Below are 19796 nucleotides of genomic sequence, written 5' to 3' on the forward strand. Positions count from 1 at the left end.
ATGATGAGGTGAAAAAAATGAATGTCGGAAATATATCTACAGCGATGATTACCCCCTTTGACAGTAAAGGGAATGTAGACTTTCAAAAACTGTCTACATTAATCGACTATTTGTTGAAAAACGGCACGGATTCTTTAGTCGTCGCAGGCACGACCGGCGAATCCCCGACACTTTCAACGGAAGAAAAAATTGCACTCTTTGAATTTACAGTCAAAGAAGTGAACGGACGCGTGCCTGTTATTGCGGGTACGGGAAGCAACAATACGAAAGACTCCATTAAACTGACAAAAAAAGCTGAAGAAGCCGGCGTCGATTGCGTTATGCTTGTCACGCCGTATTATAATAAGCCTTCCCAAGAGGGGATGTACCGTCATTTTAAAGCCATAGCTGAAGAAACGTCTCTTCCTGTGATGCTTTACAACGTGCCGGGCAGAACGGTCGCTTCGCTTGCGCCGGAAACGGCCATCAGACTTGCGGAGATTCCGAATATCTCTGCGATTAAAGAAGCGAGCGGCGATCTTGATGCCATTACGAAAATCATTGCCGAAACACCGGAAGATTTTTACGTCTATTCAGGTGATGACGGGTTAACGCTTCCTATTCTTGCAGTCGGCGGAAGAGGAGTCGTGTCAGTGGCCAGCCATATTGTGGGTTCTGACATGCAGCAGATGATTAAAAACTATACGAACGGGCAGACGGCAACCGCGGCACTGATTCATCAGAAGCTTCTGCCGATCATGAAGGAGCTCTTTAAAGCGCCTAATCCGGCTCCGGTCAAAACGGCGCTGCAGCTGAAAGGCCTTGATGTCGGATCTGTGCGTCTTCCTCTTATCCCGCTGAATGAAGATGAACGTCTGAGCCTGAGCAGCGTCATCAGCGAACTGTAAGAAAAAATTTATACAGTTGAAATACGCGGTCATTCTCATTTTTATCGTGAGTTTGACCGTTTTGTATACATATTGGTTTTCCCTAAACCTTCCGCTTCTTCTTGTTTTCTAAAATTGATATCAGTTATAATAGGAACAAGTGATGATGGACGGGTATGAGACTAGGAGGATACAGATTTTGAAAAAGAAAAATACAGAAAACGTCAGAATTATCGCCCTTGGCGGCGTCGGAGAAATTGGGAAGAACCTATATGTCATTGAAATTGACTCAGACATATTTGTAGTGGATGCGGGGCTGATGCACCCTGAAAATGAAATGCTCGGTATTGATGTCGTCATTCCGGATATTTCCTACTTAGTAGAACGGGCTGACCGCGTGAAGGCCATCTTTCTGACACACGGGCACGATGAAAACATCGGGGGCGTCTTTTATTTATTGAACAAGCTGTCGGTGCCGGTATACGGGACGAAGCTTACGCTTGCATTACTGAGAGAAAAACTCAAGCAGTACGGGCATAATCGAAAAGCTGATTTACGTGAAGTTCACTCTAAATCAGTCATTACATTTGAATCAACGAAAGTATCGTTCTTTAAAACGATTCACAGTATTCCGGATTCAGTGGGAGTCAGCTTCAAAACATCACTTGGCTCTATTGTATGCACGGGAGACTTCAAATTTGACCAGACGCCTGCTTATCATCAATCATGTGATATTGGCGAAATTGCCAAAATCGGAAACAGTGGCGTGCTCGCCCTGCTTTCTGACAGCGCCAATGCGGAGCGCCCGGGGTATACTCCGTCAGAAGCATATGTAAGCGGTGAAATTTCCGATGCGATGAACAATTCAGAAAACCGTGTCATCATTGCTGTATTCGCGTCTAATATCAACCGGATCCAGCAAGTGATACAGGCTGCCGTCCAGAACGGCCGCAAACTTGCAATCGCCGGAAAAAATCTGCAAAACGTGCTTCAGCTTGGACGCAAGCTCGGCTATATTGAAGCCGAAGATGAAATGTTTATTCCTGTGCAGGATGTGAAAAAATATCCGAAGCGGGACGTGGCAATTGTTACAGCCGGAAGCCATGGTGAGCCGCTGGCCGCTCTTACGCGAATGGCCAAGCAGGCGCACAAGCAGCTTAACATTGAAGAAGGAGACACCGTTGTCATTGCATCAACACCGATTCCGGGGCATGAATTGATATATTCCAAAACCGTCAACCTGCTTGCCCGCGCCGGCGCTCAAGTCATTTTCGCCCAAAAACGAGTGCATGTGTCCGGTCACGGTTCGCAGGAAGAATTGAAACTCATGCTTAATTTGCTGAAACCGAAATATTTAATTCCGGTTAACGGTGAATTCAGAATGCAAAAAGCGCATTCCAAAATCGCAGAAGAGATCGGCATGAAACGCAGCGACATTTTCTTGATTGAAAAAGGTGATGTCGTTGAATTCCGCGGCCAGAATGTGAAAATCGGGGATAAAGTCACATACGGAAACGTTCTGATTGACGGCCTCGGAGTCGGCGACATCGGCAACATCGTGCTGAGAGACCGCCGCTTATTGTCACAAGACGGCATTCTCATCGTCGTGATTTCACTCGATAAGCAGAAGAAGAACCTTGTTTCAGGCCCTGAGATCATTACGCGCGGTTTCGTGTATGTCAGAGAATCAGAGGGGTTAATTGTACAAGCTACTGAGCTCGTCCGCTCTATCGTGACTGAAGCGACGGAAACATCTGCCGTAGAATGGTCCACGCTGAAACAAGCAATGCGTGATGCGCTGAATCAATTCCTTTATGAAAAAACAAAACGCAAGCCGATGATCATTCCGATCATTATGGAAGTATAATGTATACAAAGCCGGAGCGCATGATGCTCCGGCTTTGTTTTTGTTCATGTCCCGGATGGAAATCATCATCTTTGTTCATAATACAAAGAGACATTCGGAAAGGGTGAAAGATAAAATGGATCATCGTATGGAAAACACCGAAGAACAGCAGCCCGAAAAATCAGATGCGAAAGACAGCATTATGAGCAAAATTCAGCAGCTGGGAGAGACATCTCTGCCGCAAATGTCCCAAGATACCAATATTCACTGCCTGACGATCATCGGCCAAATTGAGGGGCACGTCCAGCTCCCGCCGCAAAATAAAACAACCAAATATGAACATGTCATTCCGCAAATCGTCGCCATTGAGCAAAATCCGAAAATCGAAGGACTTCTGATCATCTTAAACACCGTCGGAGGCGATGTGGAAGCGGGGCTTGCGATTGCGGAAATGCTCGCATCCTTATCAAAACCGACCGTCTCAATCGTACTCGGCGGAGGCCACTCCATAGGTGTGCCGATCGCCGTGTCATGTGATCATAGTTTTATCGCGGAGACAGCGACAATGACCATTCACCCCGTTCGGCTTACAGGTCTGGTTATCGGCGTTCCGCAAACGTTTGAATACCTGGATAAAATGCAGGAGCGGGTCGTCAACTTTGTGACCCATCATTCAAATATTTCCGAAGAAAAATTCAAAGAGCTGATGTTTTCAAAAGGAAACTTAACCAGGGACATCGGAACGAACGTAGTCGGCAAAGATGCGGCTGATTACGGATTAATTGATGCCGTGGGCGGCGTCGGACAGGCGATAAAAAAGCTGAATCAGCTGATTGAGGAACGAAAGGGCGAGGAAGGAAGGATGATTCAATGATCCTTTATACCGTCATGCCCCAAGAAGTCGTTTACGGTCAGGATATAGAGCAAAGCGTGCATGAACAGGTAGATTACGCCGGCGTGCCGCTGCTGGTTGAGATGAAGGGAAATGAAGCTGAAGTCGTACAGATTTTAAGTACGAACCCGATGGATTTTCTGAATCCGGACATCGCTCCGGGACAAAAAATCAAGCTGAAAATCTAACCGGCATTCAGTCCGTTTCTCGGGGGCAAAATATGCTATAATAGGGGAATCCTACAGAAAAATGCAGCCGGCAAAAGGCTGCTTTTCTTCATGATGTATGATTTTACATTTTTTAACGCAGTAAGGTGATGAGTGTGGCAAAGAAAAAACGGAAATCTAAAAAGAAACAAGAGAGTAAGCTCAATCTAAAATACGAACTAAGCGGACTGCTCTGTGTTGCAATCTCGATTATTGCTGTTTTGCAGCTCGGCGTTGTGGGACAGACATTTGTGTACTTGTTCCGTTTTTTTGCCGGAGAGTGGTTTATTTTATGCTTAATTGCGCTCTTCCTTCTCGGAATTTCGCTGTTTTGGAAAAAGAAGAGTCCAAGCCTTTTAACGAGAAGAAAGGCAGGGTTGTACTGTATTATCGCCAGTATTTTGCTGCTGTCTCACGTGCAGCTCTTTAAAAATCTGTCTCATCACGGGTCGATTCGGTCGGCAAGTGTCATCGGCAACACGTGGGAGCTGTTTATGATTGACATGAAACAGCAGGCTGCTTCCCCTGATTTGGGCGGCGGCATGATCGGCGCGGTGCTGTTTGCAGCTTCCCACTTTTTATTTGCATCAACGGGTTCACAGATCATGGCGATCGTGCTGATCTTAATGGGGCTGATTCTTGTAACGGGGCGTTCACTGCAGGAAACGCTCAAAAAGTGGACGAGCCCCGTCGGCCGGTTTATCCGCGGTCAATGGCAGGCATTTCTTGAGGATATGAAAACGGTCAGAACGAATATGTCTTCGCCGAAAACAAAAACCAAATCGGGCAAAAAACAAAAACGGGTTCAAAAGAGAAAAGAAGTGCCTGAGCCCGAAGAAGAGGATGAGGAAATCATTTCGCCGATCATCCATTCAGAGCCGATTATTTCAAGTTTTTCAGACCGTCAGGAAGAACGCGTCGAACCGCTGATTCCGGAAAAAACGCAGGAGACGGCGCAAACGGCAAAAGATGAGCCTTCCGGCGGCGCTCAAGACAGTGACGAAACGGCTGCGGCTCCGCCGATGACGTTTACAGAGCTTGAAAATAAAGATTATCAAATGCCTTCATTGGACATCCTGGCTGACCCGAAACATACCGGCCAGCAGACCGATAAGAAAAACATTTACGAGAATGCAAGAAAACTCGAACGGACTTTTCAAAGCTTCGGTGTAAAGGCGAAAGTGACCCAAGTTCATCTCGGCCCGGCGGTCACAAAATATGAGGTGTATCCCGACGTCGGGGTCAAAGTCAGTAAAATCGTGAATCTGAGCGATGACCTCGCGCTCGCGCTTGCCGCCAAGGATATCCGGATAGAAGCGCCGATTCCGGGCAAATCAGCAATCGGCATCGAGGTGCCCAATGCTGAAGTTGCGATGGTTTCGTTAAAAGAAGTGCTTGAATCCAAGCTCAATGACAAGCCGGACGCGAAGCTTCTGATCGGCTTGGGACGAAATATTTCCGGGGAAGCCGTGCTTGCCGAACTGAACAAAATGCCCCACCTGCTCGTAGCGGGGGCAACGGGAAGCGGAAAAAGCGTCTGTGTCAACGGTATTATTACGAGCATTCTGATGAGGGCCAAACCGCATGAAGTGAAGATGATGATGATTGACCCGAAAATGGTTGAGCTGAATGTGTATAACGGCATTCCTCATCTGCTTGCGCCGGTCGTGACAGATCCGAAAAAGGCCTCGCAGGCTTTGAAAAAGGTCGTCAATGAGATGGAGCGCCGCTATGAGCTCTTCTCCCATACGGGTACGAGAAATATAGAAGGCTATAACGACCATATTAAGCGGTCAAATGCCGAAGAAGAAGTCAAGCAGCCTGAGCTGCCGTACATCGTCGTCATCGTTGACGAGCTTGCCGATCTGATGATGGTCGCTTCTTCCGACGTGGAAGATTCAATTACGAGACTTTCACAGATGGCGCGGGCGGCGGGAATTCATTTGATTATCGCGACTCAGCGGCCTTCAGTCGACGTTATTACCGGTGTTATTAAAGCCAATATTCCGTCAAGAATTGCCTTCAGTGTCTCATCTCAGACCGATTCACGGACCATTTTAGACATGGGCGGCGCTGAAAAGCTTCTGGGGCGCGGAGACATGCTGTTTCTGCCTGTAGGCGCAAATAAGCCGGTGCGTGTGCAAGGGGCATTCTTATCCGATGAAGAGGTTGAGCATGTCGTCGATCATGTCATTACGCAGCAAAAAGCGCAGTATCAAGAAGAGATGATTCCGGAAGAAGTGTCGGAAACACACAGTGAAGTAACGGATGATCTCTATGACGAGGCGGTCGATTTGATTATCGGCATGCAGACGGCATCAGTCTCCATGCTTCAAAGGCGGTTCAGAATCGGATATACGAGAGCTGCCCGTCTGATTGACGCAATGGAGGAACGGGGCGTCGTCGGGCCGTATGAAGGAAGCAAACCGAGGGAAGTACTATTATCTAAGGAACAATATGATGAGCTCTCTTCTTAAAAAGGAGAGAGTTTTCACTGAAAATGATATCACCAAAATCATTCCTATTTATTTTTTTATTAAAACATGATATAGTTGTCCCAATTGTTCAATAATTTATGAAAGTGGTTTACGGAGGGGAAACATGTCTACAAAAGCTGACAATCGTCACTTGTACCTAAAAGTGATTGAGCGAATCAAAGAGGATATACAAAACGGAATTTACACCGAAAAGGAAAAGCTTCCTTCTGAATTTGAGCTTTCAAAATCTATGGGTGTCAGCCGGGCAACTCTGCGTGAAGCTTTGCGTATCCTTGAAGAGGAGCATGTGATTATCAGAAGGCACGGTGTGGGCACTTTCGTCCATACAAAACCGCTGTTTCTTTCAGGTATTGAACAGCTCAACAGCGTGACGAAAATGATTCAGCAGGCGAACATGGTGCCGGGTACGATTTTTTTGTCGTCTCAGGTCATCACGCCGTCTGAGGAAGATATCGCTAGATTCCGGCTTGAGCCTGAGCAGGAGCTTTTTTATTTGGAACGCGTGAGAACGGCAAGCGGCACTCCGGTCGTTTACTGTTTAGATACGATTCCGATGCACATTCTGCCGAATTCTTTCTGTCATGAACAGGAATCTATTTTTGATCTTTTGGAAAAAAACTCCGGGTCTGTGATCAGCTATGCCGTTGCTGATATCGAACCGATCGGATATCACGATACGATTTCACCGGTTTTGGAGTGCGAGCCGGAGACGGCGCTTTTATTGCTGAAGCAAACCCACTATAATCAGAATGATGAACCTGTGCTGTATTCATTAAATTATTTCCGGGCTGATAAGTTCAGTTTTCATGTTGTAAGAAAACGTTTTTAAGACAGACGCGTCATGTGTCTGTTTTTTTATTTGCCGCTTCAATACATACTTTGTTTTCCGCAAGGCACAATAAAACAGGAAACAACCAAGTATAGTGAATGGGTGAATAAGTTGAGTAAGAAGAAAAATGGAACAAAAAATATCATTGCTCTGGCTTCTGTACCGCTCGTGATGACACTCGGGAATTCCATGCTGATTCCTGTGCTTCCGATGATTGAAAAGAAGCTGTCCATATCGTCTTTTCAAGTATCGTTAATTATAACGGTCTATTCGATTGTGGCGATTATTTGTATTCCGATTGCCGGATATTTGTCCGATAAATTCGGAAGAAAAAAGGTTCTTCTGCCTTGTCTTCTCATAGCCGGTGCGGGCGGAGCGCTTGCCGCGATAGCTTCCACCGCGTTCAAGCATCCTTATCCCATTATCTTGGCGGGGCGGGTGCTGCAGGGAATCGGTTCGGCAGGGGCGGCTCCTGTAGTGATGCCGTTTATCGGTGATTTATTCAAAGGGGATGATGAGCGGATTACCGCGGGGCTCGGCGACATTGAGACGTCAAACACGGCCGGGAAAGTATTAAGCCCGATTCTCGGGTCGCTCTTGGCTGCATGGTTTTGGTTTATGCCGTTTTGGTTCATTCCGTTTTTTTCGCTTATCAGTTTTTTTCTCGTATTGTTTTTGGTGGCAAAGCCGGAGAAACAAAAAGAAGCCCCTTCTATTTCCGAATTTGTAAAAAATGTCGGCCGCATATTTAAGCGTGACGGACGCTGGCTCTTTACGGTATTTATCATCGGCTGCGTGATTATGTTTTTGCTGTTCGGGGTTCTTTTTTATTTATCAGACTCACTGGAGAAGAAATACGGAATTGACGGTGTGGCTAAAGGAGCGCTTTTGGCAATCCCGCTTTTATTTCTATCCGTCAGTTCATATATATCAGGCAGAAAAATCGGGAAAGACCAAGGCAAAATGAAGTTCTGCATCGTTTTCGGAATGAGTGCCGTAACACTGTCGTTTATCGGCCTATGGTGGAATCACAGTTTTTATTTATTATTTATCTTTTTGTGTGTCAGCGGTATCGGTATCGGAATAGCATTACCGGCATTAGACGCTGTCATCACAGAAGGCGTAGACAACGAGGAATCGGGAACCATCACCTCATTTTATAACAGCATGCGGTTTATCGGAGTAGCGGCGGGACCGCCGATCTTTGCTGCCCTGATGTCAAATGCAGGCTGGCTGATTTTTATTTTATCCGCTTTTTGCGGCATTGTGTCTGTATTTTTAGCGCTGTTAAATATCTCATCACAAGCAAAAGAAAAAAAGGAATCATTAAAGACGGTGTAATCTGCACTGTCTTTTTTTATTTTATTTTGAAGATTGACATGATATCGTCAAGTCGTTATCCTTTTTAATAGTTAAACATTTTAACTATTGGAAGGAGGGGGAAAAGATGCATGAAGAAAAAGTAAAGCAGCTGATTCAGCGTTATTCCGATGTATACCTGCACGTCTTAAAAAAAATTGACAGCATTATCGCTGAAAAAGTGAACAAAGAGCTGACATTGGATCAATATTACATACTCCGCTATATTATGCTCAATCCGGATTGCAAATCAATTGAACTGGCCGCGGTGTGCCACGTCAACAAAAGCGCCATTACATCGATGACGAACCGCCTGTATGAAAAAGGCTACATCAATAGAGAACGCAGCCAAAGCGACCGCCGGAGCATACTTTTAAATATCACGGAAAAGGGGACGGAAGTATTTCACCGTGTGGAGCGGCGGATTGAGGAACTCGTCCGTTCATATATTATGTATTTTGATGAAGACGAGGCGGAGATGTTCGTTAATACATATGAAAAATTATATCGATTGATGATGACAGAGGAGGATCAGCAGACATAATGAAAAACATTATCCGAGCCCGCTGGATCATCGCCGCGGTATGGATCGCCGCAACGGTGATATTTATGCTTACAGCGCCTGATATGGCTGAATTAACACGGGAGAAAGGGCAGATTTCCGTACCGGACGGATATTCCTCTTCTTATGCCCATGAATTGCTTGATGAAATGTCTGATTCAGATGCACCGTCTTCTTCTGCCGTCATCGTATTTCACGAAAAAGGCTTGATGACAGATAAAAAAGATCGTCTGGAAAAAGCCGTCAGCACTTTGTCTGAACACAAAAAAGCGCTACAGATTAAAACGGTGACTTCATACTTCGGGGAGAAAAATGACGACATCAAAAAACAGCTGCTGTCAAAAGACAGACAAACGATGCTCGTTCAGCTGCAGCTTGATACATCCAAAAACGATATCCTCGAAATCAAAAATAAAATTGATAAAGAGCTGAAACCGTACGGCGTATCATACGGCATTACAGGCCAGTCGCTGATCGATGAAGATGTGTTAAAAAGCTCACAGGACGGATTGAAAAAGACTGAATATATAACGGTCGCTTTTATCCTGATCGTGCTGATCCTTGTATTCCGGTCAGTGGTCGCTCCGTTTGTGCCGCTTTTATCTGTATTGATATCTTATTTAGTCAGCCAGTCGATTGTCGCATTTTTAGTCGACCAGCTGAATTTTCCGCTCTCAACTTTTACGCAGATTTTCATGGTTGCGATTATGTTCGGAATCGGCACAGACTACTGCATTCTGCTTCTCAGCAGATTTAAAGAAGAACTGTCGCATGGCGCTGATATAAGAGAGGCGATCGTCGTCACCTACAAAACGGCCGGAAAGACGGTTTTGTACAGCGGCGGTGCGGTGCTGATCGGATTTGCCTGCATCGGGTTTGCGACATTTAAGCTGTATCAGTCGGCAGCCGCCGTTGCGGTCGGTGTCGCGGTGCTGCTGCTTGCGCTCATGACGATCGTGCCGTTTTTTATGGCTGTTTTAGGAAAAAGACTGTTTTGGCCCGTTAAGGGTGATATTTCCCATCCTCAAAGTAAAGCATGGGAAACGGCAGGGCGGTTTTCATTTAAAAGGCCGCTCATCAGTCTTGCAATCGTTGCGGTATTCACCGTCCCGCCGATCCTTCTTTACAAAGGATCGCTATCTTACAACAGCCTTGACGAAATCGGGGACAAATATGAATCCGTCCGCGCGTTTAATACGATTTCAGGCGCATTCGGCCCGGGAGAACTTCTTCCGGCCACAGTCGTCATCAAAAATGATGAGCCATTAAATACCGAAAAACACCTGATTGATATCGAAAAAATCAGCAGAGAACTTGAAAAAACAGAGGGTGTAAAAACGGTCAGAAGCGCCACGCGCCCTGCCGGAAACGGATTGAATCAATTATTTGTCACAAATCAGGCAAAGCAGCTTCAAGAAGGGCTTGATAAAGGCAATACAGGACTTGAAAAAATCACGGACGGATTAGGGCATGCCGCAAAGTCGTTAGCTGATTCACAGCCGCAGATCGAAGAGTCGGGGAAAAGCGTCAATCAGCTTATTAACGGAACATTGTCTCTGAAATCCGGGCTTTCTGATATAGGAGAAAACCTGAATAAACTGCAGGCTGGCGTGAATGAGAATAAAGCCGGCGTCGCCCAGATGAGAAAGCAGATTGAAGAGCAAAAACAAATGCTGACTTCACAGCTCAAACAAAACAGCGGTCTCGCTTCAGAAACGCAAAACGCTTTAAAATTGGTAAAAACCGTCCTGCCGATGAAAGATGAAGCCAGCAGACAGCTTGCCGATTTGAACAAGAAGCTTGCCCGGCTGCCGTTTGCAAAATTGGAAGCGTCAATACCGTCAGTCAAAACCGATCCCTCTTACAAAGAAATCAAATCGGCCTTTACGGGTGTACAGTCAGCCGTTTCCAAGGCAAACGCGGATGCAGAAGCGTTTTCTAAACAGGTCGACAGTCAAAAGGATCATCTGCAGCAAGCGGAAAAACAATTTGCCCGGCTAGCAGCCGCTCAGAAAAAGATCGACACTCAAATTAATGCAATGATCAACGGTCTGACCAGTATTGAAAACGGTCTGCAGCAAGTATCAGACGGACAGGGGGCTCTTGCAGGACAAATGCCGCGCCTTGAATCGGCGGCAGGACAGCTCGCGGAGGGCCAGAAAAAAATGAAGAGCGGTCTCGGTGATTTTTCTTCCCGGCTCAGCGATCTTTCTTCAGGCCTTAACGATAGTGTAAAAGGGCTTAAGAAAGTATCAAGCGGCATGATGGGGGCGAATGATTACCTGGGTGAGCTTCACAAGGCCTCAGATAAAGAAATGACAGGCTGGTTTGTGCCGAAAGACGCGTTGACAAACAGTGATTTCACAAGCGTGTTTAATACGTACATGTCAGATGACAGAAAAACGACAGAATTGACCGTCGTTCTTTATAACAATCCTTACTCAAATACGGCCATTCAAGATATTCAAGCGATCAAAGCGAGCGTAAAAGGAGCCATTCCGAACACGGATCTGAAGAATGCCTCTTTCGGCGTTTCGGGAGTCTCCAGCATGAATGCCGATTTGAAAGAAGTATCGGATTCAGACTTCAAACGGACGGCAATGTTTATGCTGGCGGGAATTTTTCTGATTCTCATCATAATGCTGCGCTCTCTTATTATGCCTGTTTATTTAGTGGCGTCGCTCGTACTGACGTATTTCGCATCCATCGGCGTGACGGAATACATCTTTACACACTTCTTCGGGTATCCGGGCGTAAACTGGGCCGTGCCGTTCTTCGGCTTTGTCATTTTGATGGCTCTTGGTGTGGATTATTCCATCTTTTTAATGGACCGCTTTAATGAGCTGAAAAAAGAAGGAACGGAACCCGCAATGATCAGCAGTATGAAAAATATGGGTTCCGTCATCATTTCTGCGGCGATTATTTTAGCGGGAACCTTTGCGGCCATGCTGCCGTCAGGCGTTCTTTCTTTATTACAGATTGCAACCGTGGTATTAACAGGCCTTCTCATGTACGCAATTGTCGTCCTTCCGTTTTTTGTACCGGTCATGGTGAAAATATTCGGAAGAGCCAACTGGTGGCCTTTCAATTTAAAAAAATAACGTTCAATGCCTCTGCCTGTTTTCGGGCAGAGGTTTTTTGTTTCCTTATAAATCCTCCAGTTGATATAATTACATCTGCGCACTCTTTTTTGCGAATCCTGAAATTTGGCCATAATACATACTATTAAAGAATGAACGAAGGAGGTTTCACATGACTTACGTAAATGAAATGAAGTCAAAGCACGGCGGGATCACCGCCCACATCGTAAAGACTGAGAAATTTAAAACCGTTTCGCTGACGTTTAAAATGCTGGCTCCTTTAACGAAAGAGCTCGTAACAAAAAGGGCGCTGTTTCCGCATGTGCTTCTGCGCGGAACAGAAAGCCGCCCGAAAACCGCTGATCTGCGTTCTTATTTTGATGAGCTGTACGGCACATCCGTTTCAGCTGATCTGACAAAAAAGGGAGAACGTCATGTCATTACGTTCAGACTTGAGATTCCTAACGAAAAGTATCTGAAGGACCGCACACCGTTATTGGAAAAAGGCCTTCAGCTTTTATCAGAGCTTGTCTTTTCGCCCGCTTTGGAAAACGGCGCCTTCCTGCCCCTTTATGTCACGCAGGAAAAACGGACGCTGAAACAGCGGATTCAAGCCGTATATGATGATAAGATGAGATATTCTAATCTGCGTCTCGTTCAGGAAATGTGCAAAAGCGAACCGTATGCCCTTCACGTCAACGGCGAGTTCGATGATGTCGAACACATTACACCGCAAGATTTGTATGAAGCCTATCAAAAAGCCATACGCGAAGATCAGCTGGACCTGTACGTCATCGGCGATGTTGATTCAGATCAGGTGAAAACGGCCGTTGATACGTATTTTAAAATGGAAGAACGGGAGCTGCAGCCTTTTGAAAGAAGCGCGGCGAATGAACAGCCCGATCCGAAGGAAGTCATTGATGAAGAGGACGTCAAGCAGGGCAAGCTGAATATCGGATTCCGGACCAATACGACATATACAGATCCGGATTATCCGGCATTGCAGGTGTTTAACGGGCTGTTCGGGGGTTTCTCTCATTCAAAGCTGTTTATAAATGTCCGTGAAAAAGCAAGCCTCGCCTATTATGCAGCCTCAAGGGTGGAAAGCTTCAAAGGGCTTTTGATGGTCATGTCGGGCATTGAGGTGAAAAATTATAAGCAGGCCGTCACCATTATCGAAGAACAATTTCAGGCTATGCAAAACGGTGACTTTTCAGAGGACGATATCGCCCAAACGAAAGCCGTTATTAAAAACCAAGTGTTAGAAACGATTGATACGGCATACGGCTTAGCGGAATTTCTGTATCAGCAGGCTTCAGCCCAAGTGGAAATACCGATCGAAACTTTCCTCGACAATATCGAGAAAGTGACAAAAGAGGACATTATCAATGTCGGAAAGAACATTAAGCTGGATACGACTTATTTCTTAAAAGGGACGGGGGGAGCATCTTGACTAAACCGATAAATTTCGAACAGCTTCAGGAAACGCTGTATCATGAAAAAATGGCAAACGGCCTTGATGTCTATGTGCTGCCGAAACACGGTTTTAATAAAACATACGCCGTGTTTACGACAAAGTACGGTTCCATTGACAATCAATTCGTTCCTTTAAATAAGGAAGAAATGGTACACGTGCCTGACGGGATCGCGCATTTTCTGGAACATAAACTGTTTGAAAAAGCGGACGGCGACGTGTTTCAGGACTTCAGTAAGCAGGGGGCGTCGGCAAATGCCTTTACATCATTTACACGAACCGCTTATCTGTTCTCCAGCACTTCTAATGTAGAGAAAAACCTGGAAACACTCGTGGATTTTGTTCAGGATCCGTATTTCACGGAAAAATCAGTTGAAAAAGAAAAAGGCATCATCGGCCAGGAAATCAATATGTATGATGATAATCCGGATTGGCGGCTGTTTTTCGGCCTTATCGAAAATATGTATAAAGACCACCCTGTGAAAATTGACATTGCCGGAACGGTGGAGAGCATCTCTCATATTACGAAAGATCTGCTGTATGAGTGCTACGAAACGTTTTATCATCCGAGCAATATGCTGCTCTTTATCGTCGGCCCCGCAGATCCTGAAGCGATCATCAGCCAGGTGCGGAAAAACCAGGAGAAAAAGCCGTTTACAGACCAGCCTGAAATCAAACGTAAAGAGGTTCAGGAGCAGGAAGCGGTTTTCCGCCGGGAGCAGGAATTAAAAATGAACGTGCAAGGCTCAAAATGTCTTGTCGGTTTAAAGGCGAAAGACCCTTATAAAACGGGGTGGGAGCTGTTGAAGCACGAGCTCAGCATGAACCTCATGCTTGAATGTCTCTTCGGAAAAAGCTCACCGCATTACGGCAACTTGTACGATAAAGGCTACATTGATGAAACCTTCAGCTTTGATTACACGGCTGAATACGGATTCGGCTTTGCCTCTGTCGGAGGAGATACACCAGAGCCGGATAAGCTCGCTGACGAATTAAAACAGATGCTGCTTGATGCAGAATCAGCCGTGACTGCGGAAAAACTTGACCTTGCGAGAAAAAAGAAGATCGGGTCATTTTTAAAAGCGCTCAATTCGCCTGAATACATCGCCAACCAATTCACACGCTACGCCTTTTTAGATATGAGTCTGTTTGATGTCGTAACCGTACTGGAGCAGATCACCCTGGAAGACGTAAAGCGGGTCATTAAAGAAGAAATATCAGAAGACAGGCTGACAGTCTGCAAAGTCGTGCCAAAATCATAACAAAACATCCCTCACGCCCTGAGGGATGTTTTTCTGGGGAAAGAAGGAGTATTGATTGATGAAACAGACAGCGCTCGTAACCGGAGCAAGCGGCGGAATCGGACAAAGTATAAGTGAAGTCCTCGCAAAAAACGGATATGACGTCCTTTTGCATTATCATTCTAATAAGGAAGCCGCACACAGGCTTGCGGAAAGGCTGAGCGCATCATTCGGCGTAAAAGCCTCCGCTATTCAGGCGGATCTGTCCTCACCGGATGGCGCGGAGACACTCAGCCGTTCCGTTAAGCAGCCTGTGGACGCTCTGATATTAAACAGCGGCAAAAGTCATTTCGGCCTGATTACGGACGTTACGGATGACACGGCGCGGGAGATGGTGCAGCTGCATGTGACGAGTCCGTTTCTTTTGGCGCGTAATCTGGTGCCCGGCATGATCCGGAAAAAAAGCGGGGGCATTGTCGCGATCGGTTCCGTCTGGGGAGAAACAGGTGCATCGTGCGAGGTATTATACAGCATGGTCAAAGGAGCGCAGCATTCGTTCGTCAAAGCGCTTGCCAAAGAGCTCGCTCCGAGCGGCGTCCGCGTGAATGCGGTCTCGCCGGGTGCCGTTGATACAAATATGCTTGATCAGTTCACGTCTGATGAAAAAGAAGCGTTGGCAGAGGAAATTCCCGCGGGCCGGCTGGCGAAGCCGGAGGAAATCGCCGAAGCGGCGGCCTTTTTATTATCGGACAAGGCTTCCTATATTACGGGGCATATATTATCCGTAAACGGCGGCTGGCACTGCTGAAAAAAATGTGTGTATAGTTTGCATCTGCACGGACAAAATAATTTTGTAACAACAGATGAAATGGAGGAACCCAACATGTCAGTATTAGAAAACTGGGATAATTGGAAGAATTTCCTTGGCGACAGATTGAACTATGCGCAGGAAAAAGGGATGAGTGATGAAACGATCACTGACCTCGCTACAGAAATCGGCGGTTACCTTGCGAACGAAGTCGACTCGAAAAACCATCAGGAAAAAGTGCTTGCTGATCTTTGGAGCGTTGCTTCTCAAGATGAACAGCGTGCCATCGCAAATATGATGGTGAAGCTTGTTGAAAATAACAGCACTCATTAAGAGGGGGGATTTCTCCTCTCTTTTTTTATGTTTTCCTCTATAGAGCAACATTCTTCTTTCTAATTAGAGAAAAATGTTTTATGATAAAGGAAGGTAAAAATTTGCCACAATGGAGGGGGTATATCATTTGGCAAAGCTCGAATGGTATTTTGAATATGAAATTCAAGTGAACCGCCCCGGCCTGCTCGGGGATATTTCATCTCTTCTCGGGATGCTGTCAATTAATATTGTCACAATTAACGGTGTCGACCTTTCCAGAAGGGGAATGCTGCTCAGATGCCGGCATATAGATCAAATTAAACGATTGGAATCAATTTTAAAAACAATGGAGACCATTAAAGTAACGAAGCTGAGAGAACCGAGGCTTCGCGACCGTCTTGCAGTCCGCCACGGAAGATACATTCAGCGTGATGCCGATGACAAAAAAACCTTCCGTTTTGAAAGGGACGAGCTCGGTCTTCTGGTTGACTTTATGGCCGAGCTGTTTAAAAAAGAAGGGCACAAACTGATCGGAATCCGCGGAATGCCGAGGGTCGGAAAAACGGAGTCCATCGTTGCGTCAAGCGTTTGTGCCAGCAAAAGATGGCTTTTCGTATCATCAACGCTGCTAAAACAAACGATCCGGAGCCAGCTGGTTGCCGATGAATACAGCACGGAAAACGTGTTTATCCTCGACGGCATCGTTTCGACAAGACGGGGATCTGAGCGCCATCTTCAGCTCGTCAGTGAAATTATGCGGCTTCCGGCGACAAAGGTCGTGGAGCACCCCGATATTTTTGTTCAAAATTCGGAGTATACGCTCGATGATTTCGATTATATTATCGAACTCAGAAATGATCCTGACGAAGTCATTACATATGAACATGCAGAAGAACCGCAAATGTTTGACCAGACCGGTTTTTCAAGCTTTGATTTTTAATATTGGAAGGTGTTTGTTGTGACAGAATTAGCAATCCGGCTTAAAGAAGCCAGAGAGGAAAAAGGGATGTCATTGGATGAACTCCAGGCGGCGACGAAAATTCAGAAAAGATACTTAACCGCTCTGGAAGAAGGCAATTATGACGTCATTCCCGGCAATTTTTATGTGCGGGCGTTTATCAAGCAGTACGCTGAAGCTGTCGGGCTTGATTCAGATCAGTTATTTGAAGAATATAAAAAAGACATCCCTAATACGTACCATGACGATGTGTCGGAAAAAATCTCCGGTCTCGCCATGCAAAGGGAGCTTCCTAAGTCCGCTTCAAAGGCGGCGGAATGGCTTCCGACCGTCCTTGTCGTCATCGGTGTCATTATCGTCATCGCGATCATTTATGCGATTATTCAGTTCGGAATGAGCAAATCCGGGCAGACAGACGGAGATAAGACCGTCACCCAAAGTGAGAGCAAGTATGAGATTCCTAAGGATTCTGCGCTGAAAAACGACGGCAATACAAACGACGAAGCGCAATCTGACAGCAAAAAAGACAAAAAAGACACAAAAGCGTCAGAGCAGAAAAAGAAAGAAAAAAGCAGTGAAAAGACGGAGATCAAAGCGGCCGGAACGGAAGGCTCGGCTTCTTCATACAACGTCTCCGGGGCAGATAAGTATAAGCTTGAACTGATTGCTTCTGACAGCGCATGGATCCGCGTCCGTGATGACAGCGGCGGTTCTTTAAAAGAAGGAACGCTGCAAAAAGGCGAAACCTTTAAAAAAGACGTCACGGATCAAAAGCAGATTGAAATCCGCACGGGCTATGCCCCTAACCTGAAAATTAAAATCAACGGAGAGGTTCTGTCCTATGAACTCAATCCGCATGATGTGATGGCGCAGACCATCACAATCAAGATGAAAAAATAAAAGGGGAAAAAGTCATCTGAACGATTAAGATGACTTTTTCTTCACGTCCGAGTACATATTATTGGAGGGGCTTTATGTTTAACTTACCGAATAAAATCACACTGGCAAGAATCGCTTTAATTCCTGTATTTATGATTATCATGCTTGTTCCTTTTCATTGGGGCAGCGTTCATATAGGGGATGAATCGATTCCGGTCGCGCATCTTACGGGAGCTGTTTTGTTCATTATCGCATCAACGACTGACTGGGTGGATGGCTACTACGCCAGAAAACTGAACCTCGTGACAAACTTCGGGAAATTTTTAGATCCGCTGGCTGACAAACTGCTGGTGTCCGCGGCATTAATTACGCTTGTGCAATTTGACCTTGCGCCGGCGTGGATGGTCATCATCATCATCAGCCGCGAATTTGCCGTAACGGGATTAAGACTTGTGCTGGCGGGAACGGGGGAAGTTGTAGCCGCCAATATGCTGGGGAAAATTAAAACATGGGCCCAGATCATCGCTGTTGCCGCGCTTTTGCTGCATAATCTTCCGTTTGAGCTCGTTTCTTTCCCGTTCGGCGATATCGCTTTATGGGTGGCCGTGCTCTTCACAGTCATTTCCGGCTGGGATTATTTTGCGAAGAACTGGGATGCGTTAAAAACATCTAACTAAGGAAGAAGGACTTAAAGATGGAAATAGCAAAAAAAGCAGAAATCATTGCGGTCGGCTCGGAGCTTCTGCTCGGCCAGATCGCCAATACGAACGCGCAGTTTATCAGTAAAGAGCTGGCGGAAATCGGTGTAAACGTGTTTTACCATACCGCTGTCGGTGACAATCCGGAGCGGCTTAAGCAAGTCATCCGCATTGCCGAAGAGCGCTCAGACCTGATTATTTTTTCAGGCGGCCTCGGACCGACCAAGGACGATTTGACGAAAGAAACCATTGCAAACACACTGGGGCGCCCGCTCGTTCTGAATGACGAAGCGTTCCGGTCGATCGAAGAATATTTCGCGAAAACAAAACGGACCATGTCGCCGAATAACCGCAAACAGGCGCTCGTCATTGAGGGCTCGGACGTTTTGGCGAATCATTTCGGCATGGCGCCGGGAATGCTTGCAGAGCACGGCTCAAGGCTTTATATGCTGCTTCCCGGGCCGCCGAGCGAGCTGCGTCCGATGTTTGAAAATGAAGCGAAACCGCTGCTTCTTAAAAAGCTTGGTTCTAATGAGAAAATCGTTTCAACCGTGCTGCGGTTTTTCGGAATCGGTGAATCCCAGCTTGAAGCTGATTTAGAAGATATCATTGACGCGCAGACGAATCCGACGATTGCGCCGCTTGCTGCTGACGGCGAGGTCACGCTGCGTTTAACGGCGAAACATGCTGACGAAAAAGAAACAGAACGGCTTTTAAAAGAAACGGAAGCCGCCATTTTAGAACGTGTCGGTGAATTTTTCTACGGATATGATGATACGTCCCTGGTGAAGGAGCTTTCAAAAGCATGCAGACAAAACAAAATCACGATTTCTTCTGCCGAAAGCTTTACAGGCGGCCTGTTTTCAGAGTGGGTGACTGATTTAAGCGGTGCGTCTCAACTATTTGCAGGAGGCGTTGTCTGCTATTCCGACAGCGTGAAACAGCATGTGCTCGGCGTGAAAGCTGAGACGCTCGCAGAAAGCGGAGCGGTCAGCAAAGAGTGTGCGAAAGAGCTTGCAGCCGGTGTGAGAAAGCTGACCGGAAGCGATATCGGCATCAGCTTTACCGGGGTCGCGGGTCCCGACCCGCAGGAAGGGCATGCGCCGGGCCGCGTCTTTATCGGCATATCAACGGAAGGAAAAGAAGAGGTGCACGAATTTCACTTTGCCGGCTCAAGAACCGGAATCAGAAAGCGCGCCGCTAAATACGGCTGCCATCTCATTTTAAAAATGCTGGATCAAAAATAAAGTTTTAAAGAGCTTTTTTCTCTGATTTTTAAGTTTTATAA

Annotated in this window: 17 protein-coding genes; all 17 read left to right on the forward strand. The window is 46.2% G+C overall.

The genetic code is table 11. The annotated features are described in order from the left end of the window. Positions 1–17 precede the first annotated feature (17 nt). Complete coding sequence (dapA, locus tag L3V45_RS08295; RefSeq protein WP_003154166.1) at positions 18–887, forward strand: 4-hydroxy-tetrahydrodipicolinate synthase; 870 nt, start codon at positions 18–20, stop codon at positions 885–887. Between the two features lie 178 nt (positions 888–1065). Beyond that, positions 1066–2733, forward strand: coding sequence for a ribonuclease J2 (rnjB, locus tag L3V45_RS08300; protein ID WP_003154163.1), 1668 nt, complete (start codon positions 1066–1068; stop codon positions 2731–2733). Between the two features lie 115 nt (positions 2734–2848). Then, entirely contained in the window at positions 2849–3586 is a 738-nt protein-coding gene (locus L3V45_RS08305; protein ID WP_003154162.1) for a ClpP family protease, read from the forward strand. Beyond that, positions 3583–3792: a YlzJ-like family protein gene (locus L3V45_RS08310; RefSeq protein WP_003154161.1), complete on the forward strand. Its 210-nt coding sequence runs from the start codon at positions 3583–3585 to the stop codon at positions 3790–3792. Before L3V45_RS08305 ends, L3V45_RS08310 begins: the two co-directional genes overlap by 4 nt. A gap of 134 nt (positions 3793–3926) precedes the next feature. Next, entirely contained in the window at positions 3927–6287 is a 2361-nt protein-coding gene (locus L3V45_RS08315) for an FtsK/SpoIIIE family DNA translocase (protein WP_063174825.1), read from the forward strand. Positions 6288–6411: 124 nt separating this feature from the next. Continuing rightward, a complete protein-coding gene (locus L3V45_RS08320; protein WP_003154159.1) occupies positions 6412–7137 on the forward strand; it encodes a GntR family transcriptional regulator in 726 nt (241 codons plus the stop codon). Positions 7138–7248: 111 nt separating this feature from the next. After that, on the forward strand, positions 7249–8478 hold the full coding sequence (locus L3V45_RS08325; protein ID WP_003154158.1) for a bacillibactin exporter BcbE: 1230 nt from the start codon (positions 7249–7251) through the stop codon (positions 8476–8478). A 106-nt stretch (positions 8479–8584) separates the two neighbouring features. Next, complete coding sequence (locus L3V45_RS08330) at positions 8585–9040, forward strand: MarR family winged helix-turn-helix transcriptional regulator (RefSeq protein WP_201488910.1); 456 nt, start codon at positions 8585–8587, stop codon at positions 9038–9040. Then, entirely contained in the window at positions 9040–12159 is a 3120-nt protein-coding gene (locus tag L3V45_RS08335) for an MMPL family transporter (RefSeq protein ID WP_236837339.1), read from the forward strand. The genes L3V45_RS08330 and L3V45_RS08335 overlap by 1 nt, the downstream gene beginning before the upstream one ends. Before the next feature lie 151 nt (positions 12160–12310). After that, the gene (gene yfmF, locus L3V45_RS08340) at positions 12311–13591 is read left to right on the forward strand and encodes an EF-P 5-aminopentanol modification-associated protein YfmF (RefSeq protein WP_234949693.1); all 1281 of its coding nucleotides are present in this window, start codon (positions 12311–12313) and stop codon (positions 13589–13591) included. After that, positions 13588–14874, forward strand: a complete 1287-nt coding sequence (gene yfmH, locus L3V45_RS08345) for an EF-P 5-aminopentanol modification-associated protein YfmH (protein WP_234949694.1) — start codon at positions 13588–13590, stop codon at positions 14872–14874. Before yfmF ends, yfmH begins: the two co-directional genes overlap by 4 nt. A gap of 58 nt (positions 14875–14932) precedes the next feature. Continuing rightward, a complete protein-coding gene (ymfI, locus tag L3V45_RS08350; RefSeq protein ID WP_025851235.1) occupies positions 14933–15661 on the forward strand; it encodes an elongation factor P 5-aminopentanone reductase in 729 nt (242 codons plus the stop codon). Between the two features lie 75 nt (positions 15662–15736). Then, a complete protein-coding gene (locus L3V45_RS08355) occupies positions 15737–15994 on the forward strand; it encodes a DUF3243 domain-containing protein (RefSeq protein WP_024085305.1) in 258 nt (85 codons plus the stop codon). A gap of 127 nt (positions 15995–16121) precedes the next feature. Next, positions 16122–16913, forward strand: a complete 792-nt coding sequence (locus tag L3V45_RS08360; RefSeq protein ID WP_003154149.1) for a DUF3388 domain-containing protein — start codon at positions 16122–16124, stop codon at positions 16911–16913. An 18-nt stretch (positions 16914–16931) separates the two neighbouring features. Then, positions 16932–17831, forward strand: a complete 900-nt coding sequence (locus tag L3V45_RS08365; RefSeq protein ID WP_014305022.1) for a helix-turn-helix domain-containing protein — start codon at positions 16932–16934, stop codon at positions 17829–17831. Between the two features lie 74 nt (positions 17832–17905). Then, on the forward strand, positions 17906–18487 hold the full coding sequence (pgsA, locus tag L3V45_RS08370; protein WP_003154147.1) for a CDP-diacylglycerol--glycerol-3-phosphate 3-phosphatidyltransferase: 582 nt from the start codon (positions 17906–17908) through the stop codon (positions 18485–18487). Between the two features lie 17 nt (positions 18488–18504). After that, positions 18505–19755, forward strand: coding sequence for a competence/damage-inducible protein A (locus L3V45_RS08375; protein ID WP_052585947.1), 1251 nt, complete (start codon positions 18505–18507; stop codon positions 19753–19755). The last annotated feature ends 41 nt before the right edge of the window (positions 19756–19796 follow it).

It is taken from the genome of Bacillus sp. R45, assembly GCF_021729365.1.
Lineage (GTDB): Bacteria > Bacillota > Bacilli > Bacillales > Bacillaceae > Bacillus > Bacillus velezensis.

What these genes read in the sequence shown, in the direction of transcription:
- pgsA (WP_003154147.1), top strand. Translation starts at nt 17,906, where the DNA reads ATGTTTAACTTACCGAATAAAATCACACTGGCAAGAATCGCTTTAATT.
- dapA (WP_003154166.1), top strand. Translation starts at nt 18, where the DNA reads ATGAATGTCGGAAATATATCTACAGCGATGATTACCCCCTTTGACAGT.
- L3V45_RS08330 (WP_201488910.1), top strand. Translation starts at nt 8,585, where the DNA reads ATGCATGAAGAAAAAGTAAAGCAGCTGATTCAGCGTTATTCCGATGTA.
- L3V45_RS08305 (WP_003154162.1), top strand. Translation starts at nt 2,849, where the DNA reads ATGGATCATCGTATGGAAAACACCGAAGAACAGCAGCCCGAAAAATCA.
- yfmF (WP_234949693.1), top strand. Translation starts at nt 12,311, where the DNA reads ATGACTTACGTAAATGAAATGAAGTCAAAGCACGGCGGGATCACCGCC.
- L3V45_RS08335 (WP_236837339.1), top strand. Translation starts at nt 9,040, where the DNA reads ATGAAAAACATTATCCGAGCCCGCTGGATCATCGCCGCGGTATGGATC.
- L3V45_RS08375 (WP_052585947.1), top strand. Translation starts at nt 18,505, where the DNA reads ATGGAAATAGCAAAAAAAGCAGAAATCATTGCGGTCGGCTCGGAGCTT.
- L3V45_RS08320 (WP_003154159.1), top strand. Translation starts at nt 6,412, where the DNA reads ATGTCTACAAAAGCTGACAATCGTCACTTGTACCTAAAAGTGATTGAG.
- ymfI (WP_025851235.1), top strand. Translation starts at nt 14,933, where the DNA reads ATGAAACAGACAGCGCTCGTAACCGGAGCAAGCGGCGGAATCGGACAA.
- L3V45_RS08310 (WP_003154161.1), top strand. Translation starts at nt 3,583, where the DNA reads ATGATCCTTTATACCGTCATGCCCCAAGAAGTCGTTTACGGTCAGGAT.
- L3V45_RS08355 (WP_024085305.1), top strand. Translation starts at nt 15,737, where the DNA reads ATGTCAGTATTAGAAAACTGGGATAATTGGAAGAATTTCCTTGGCGAC.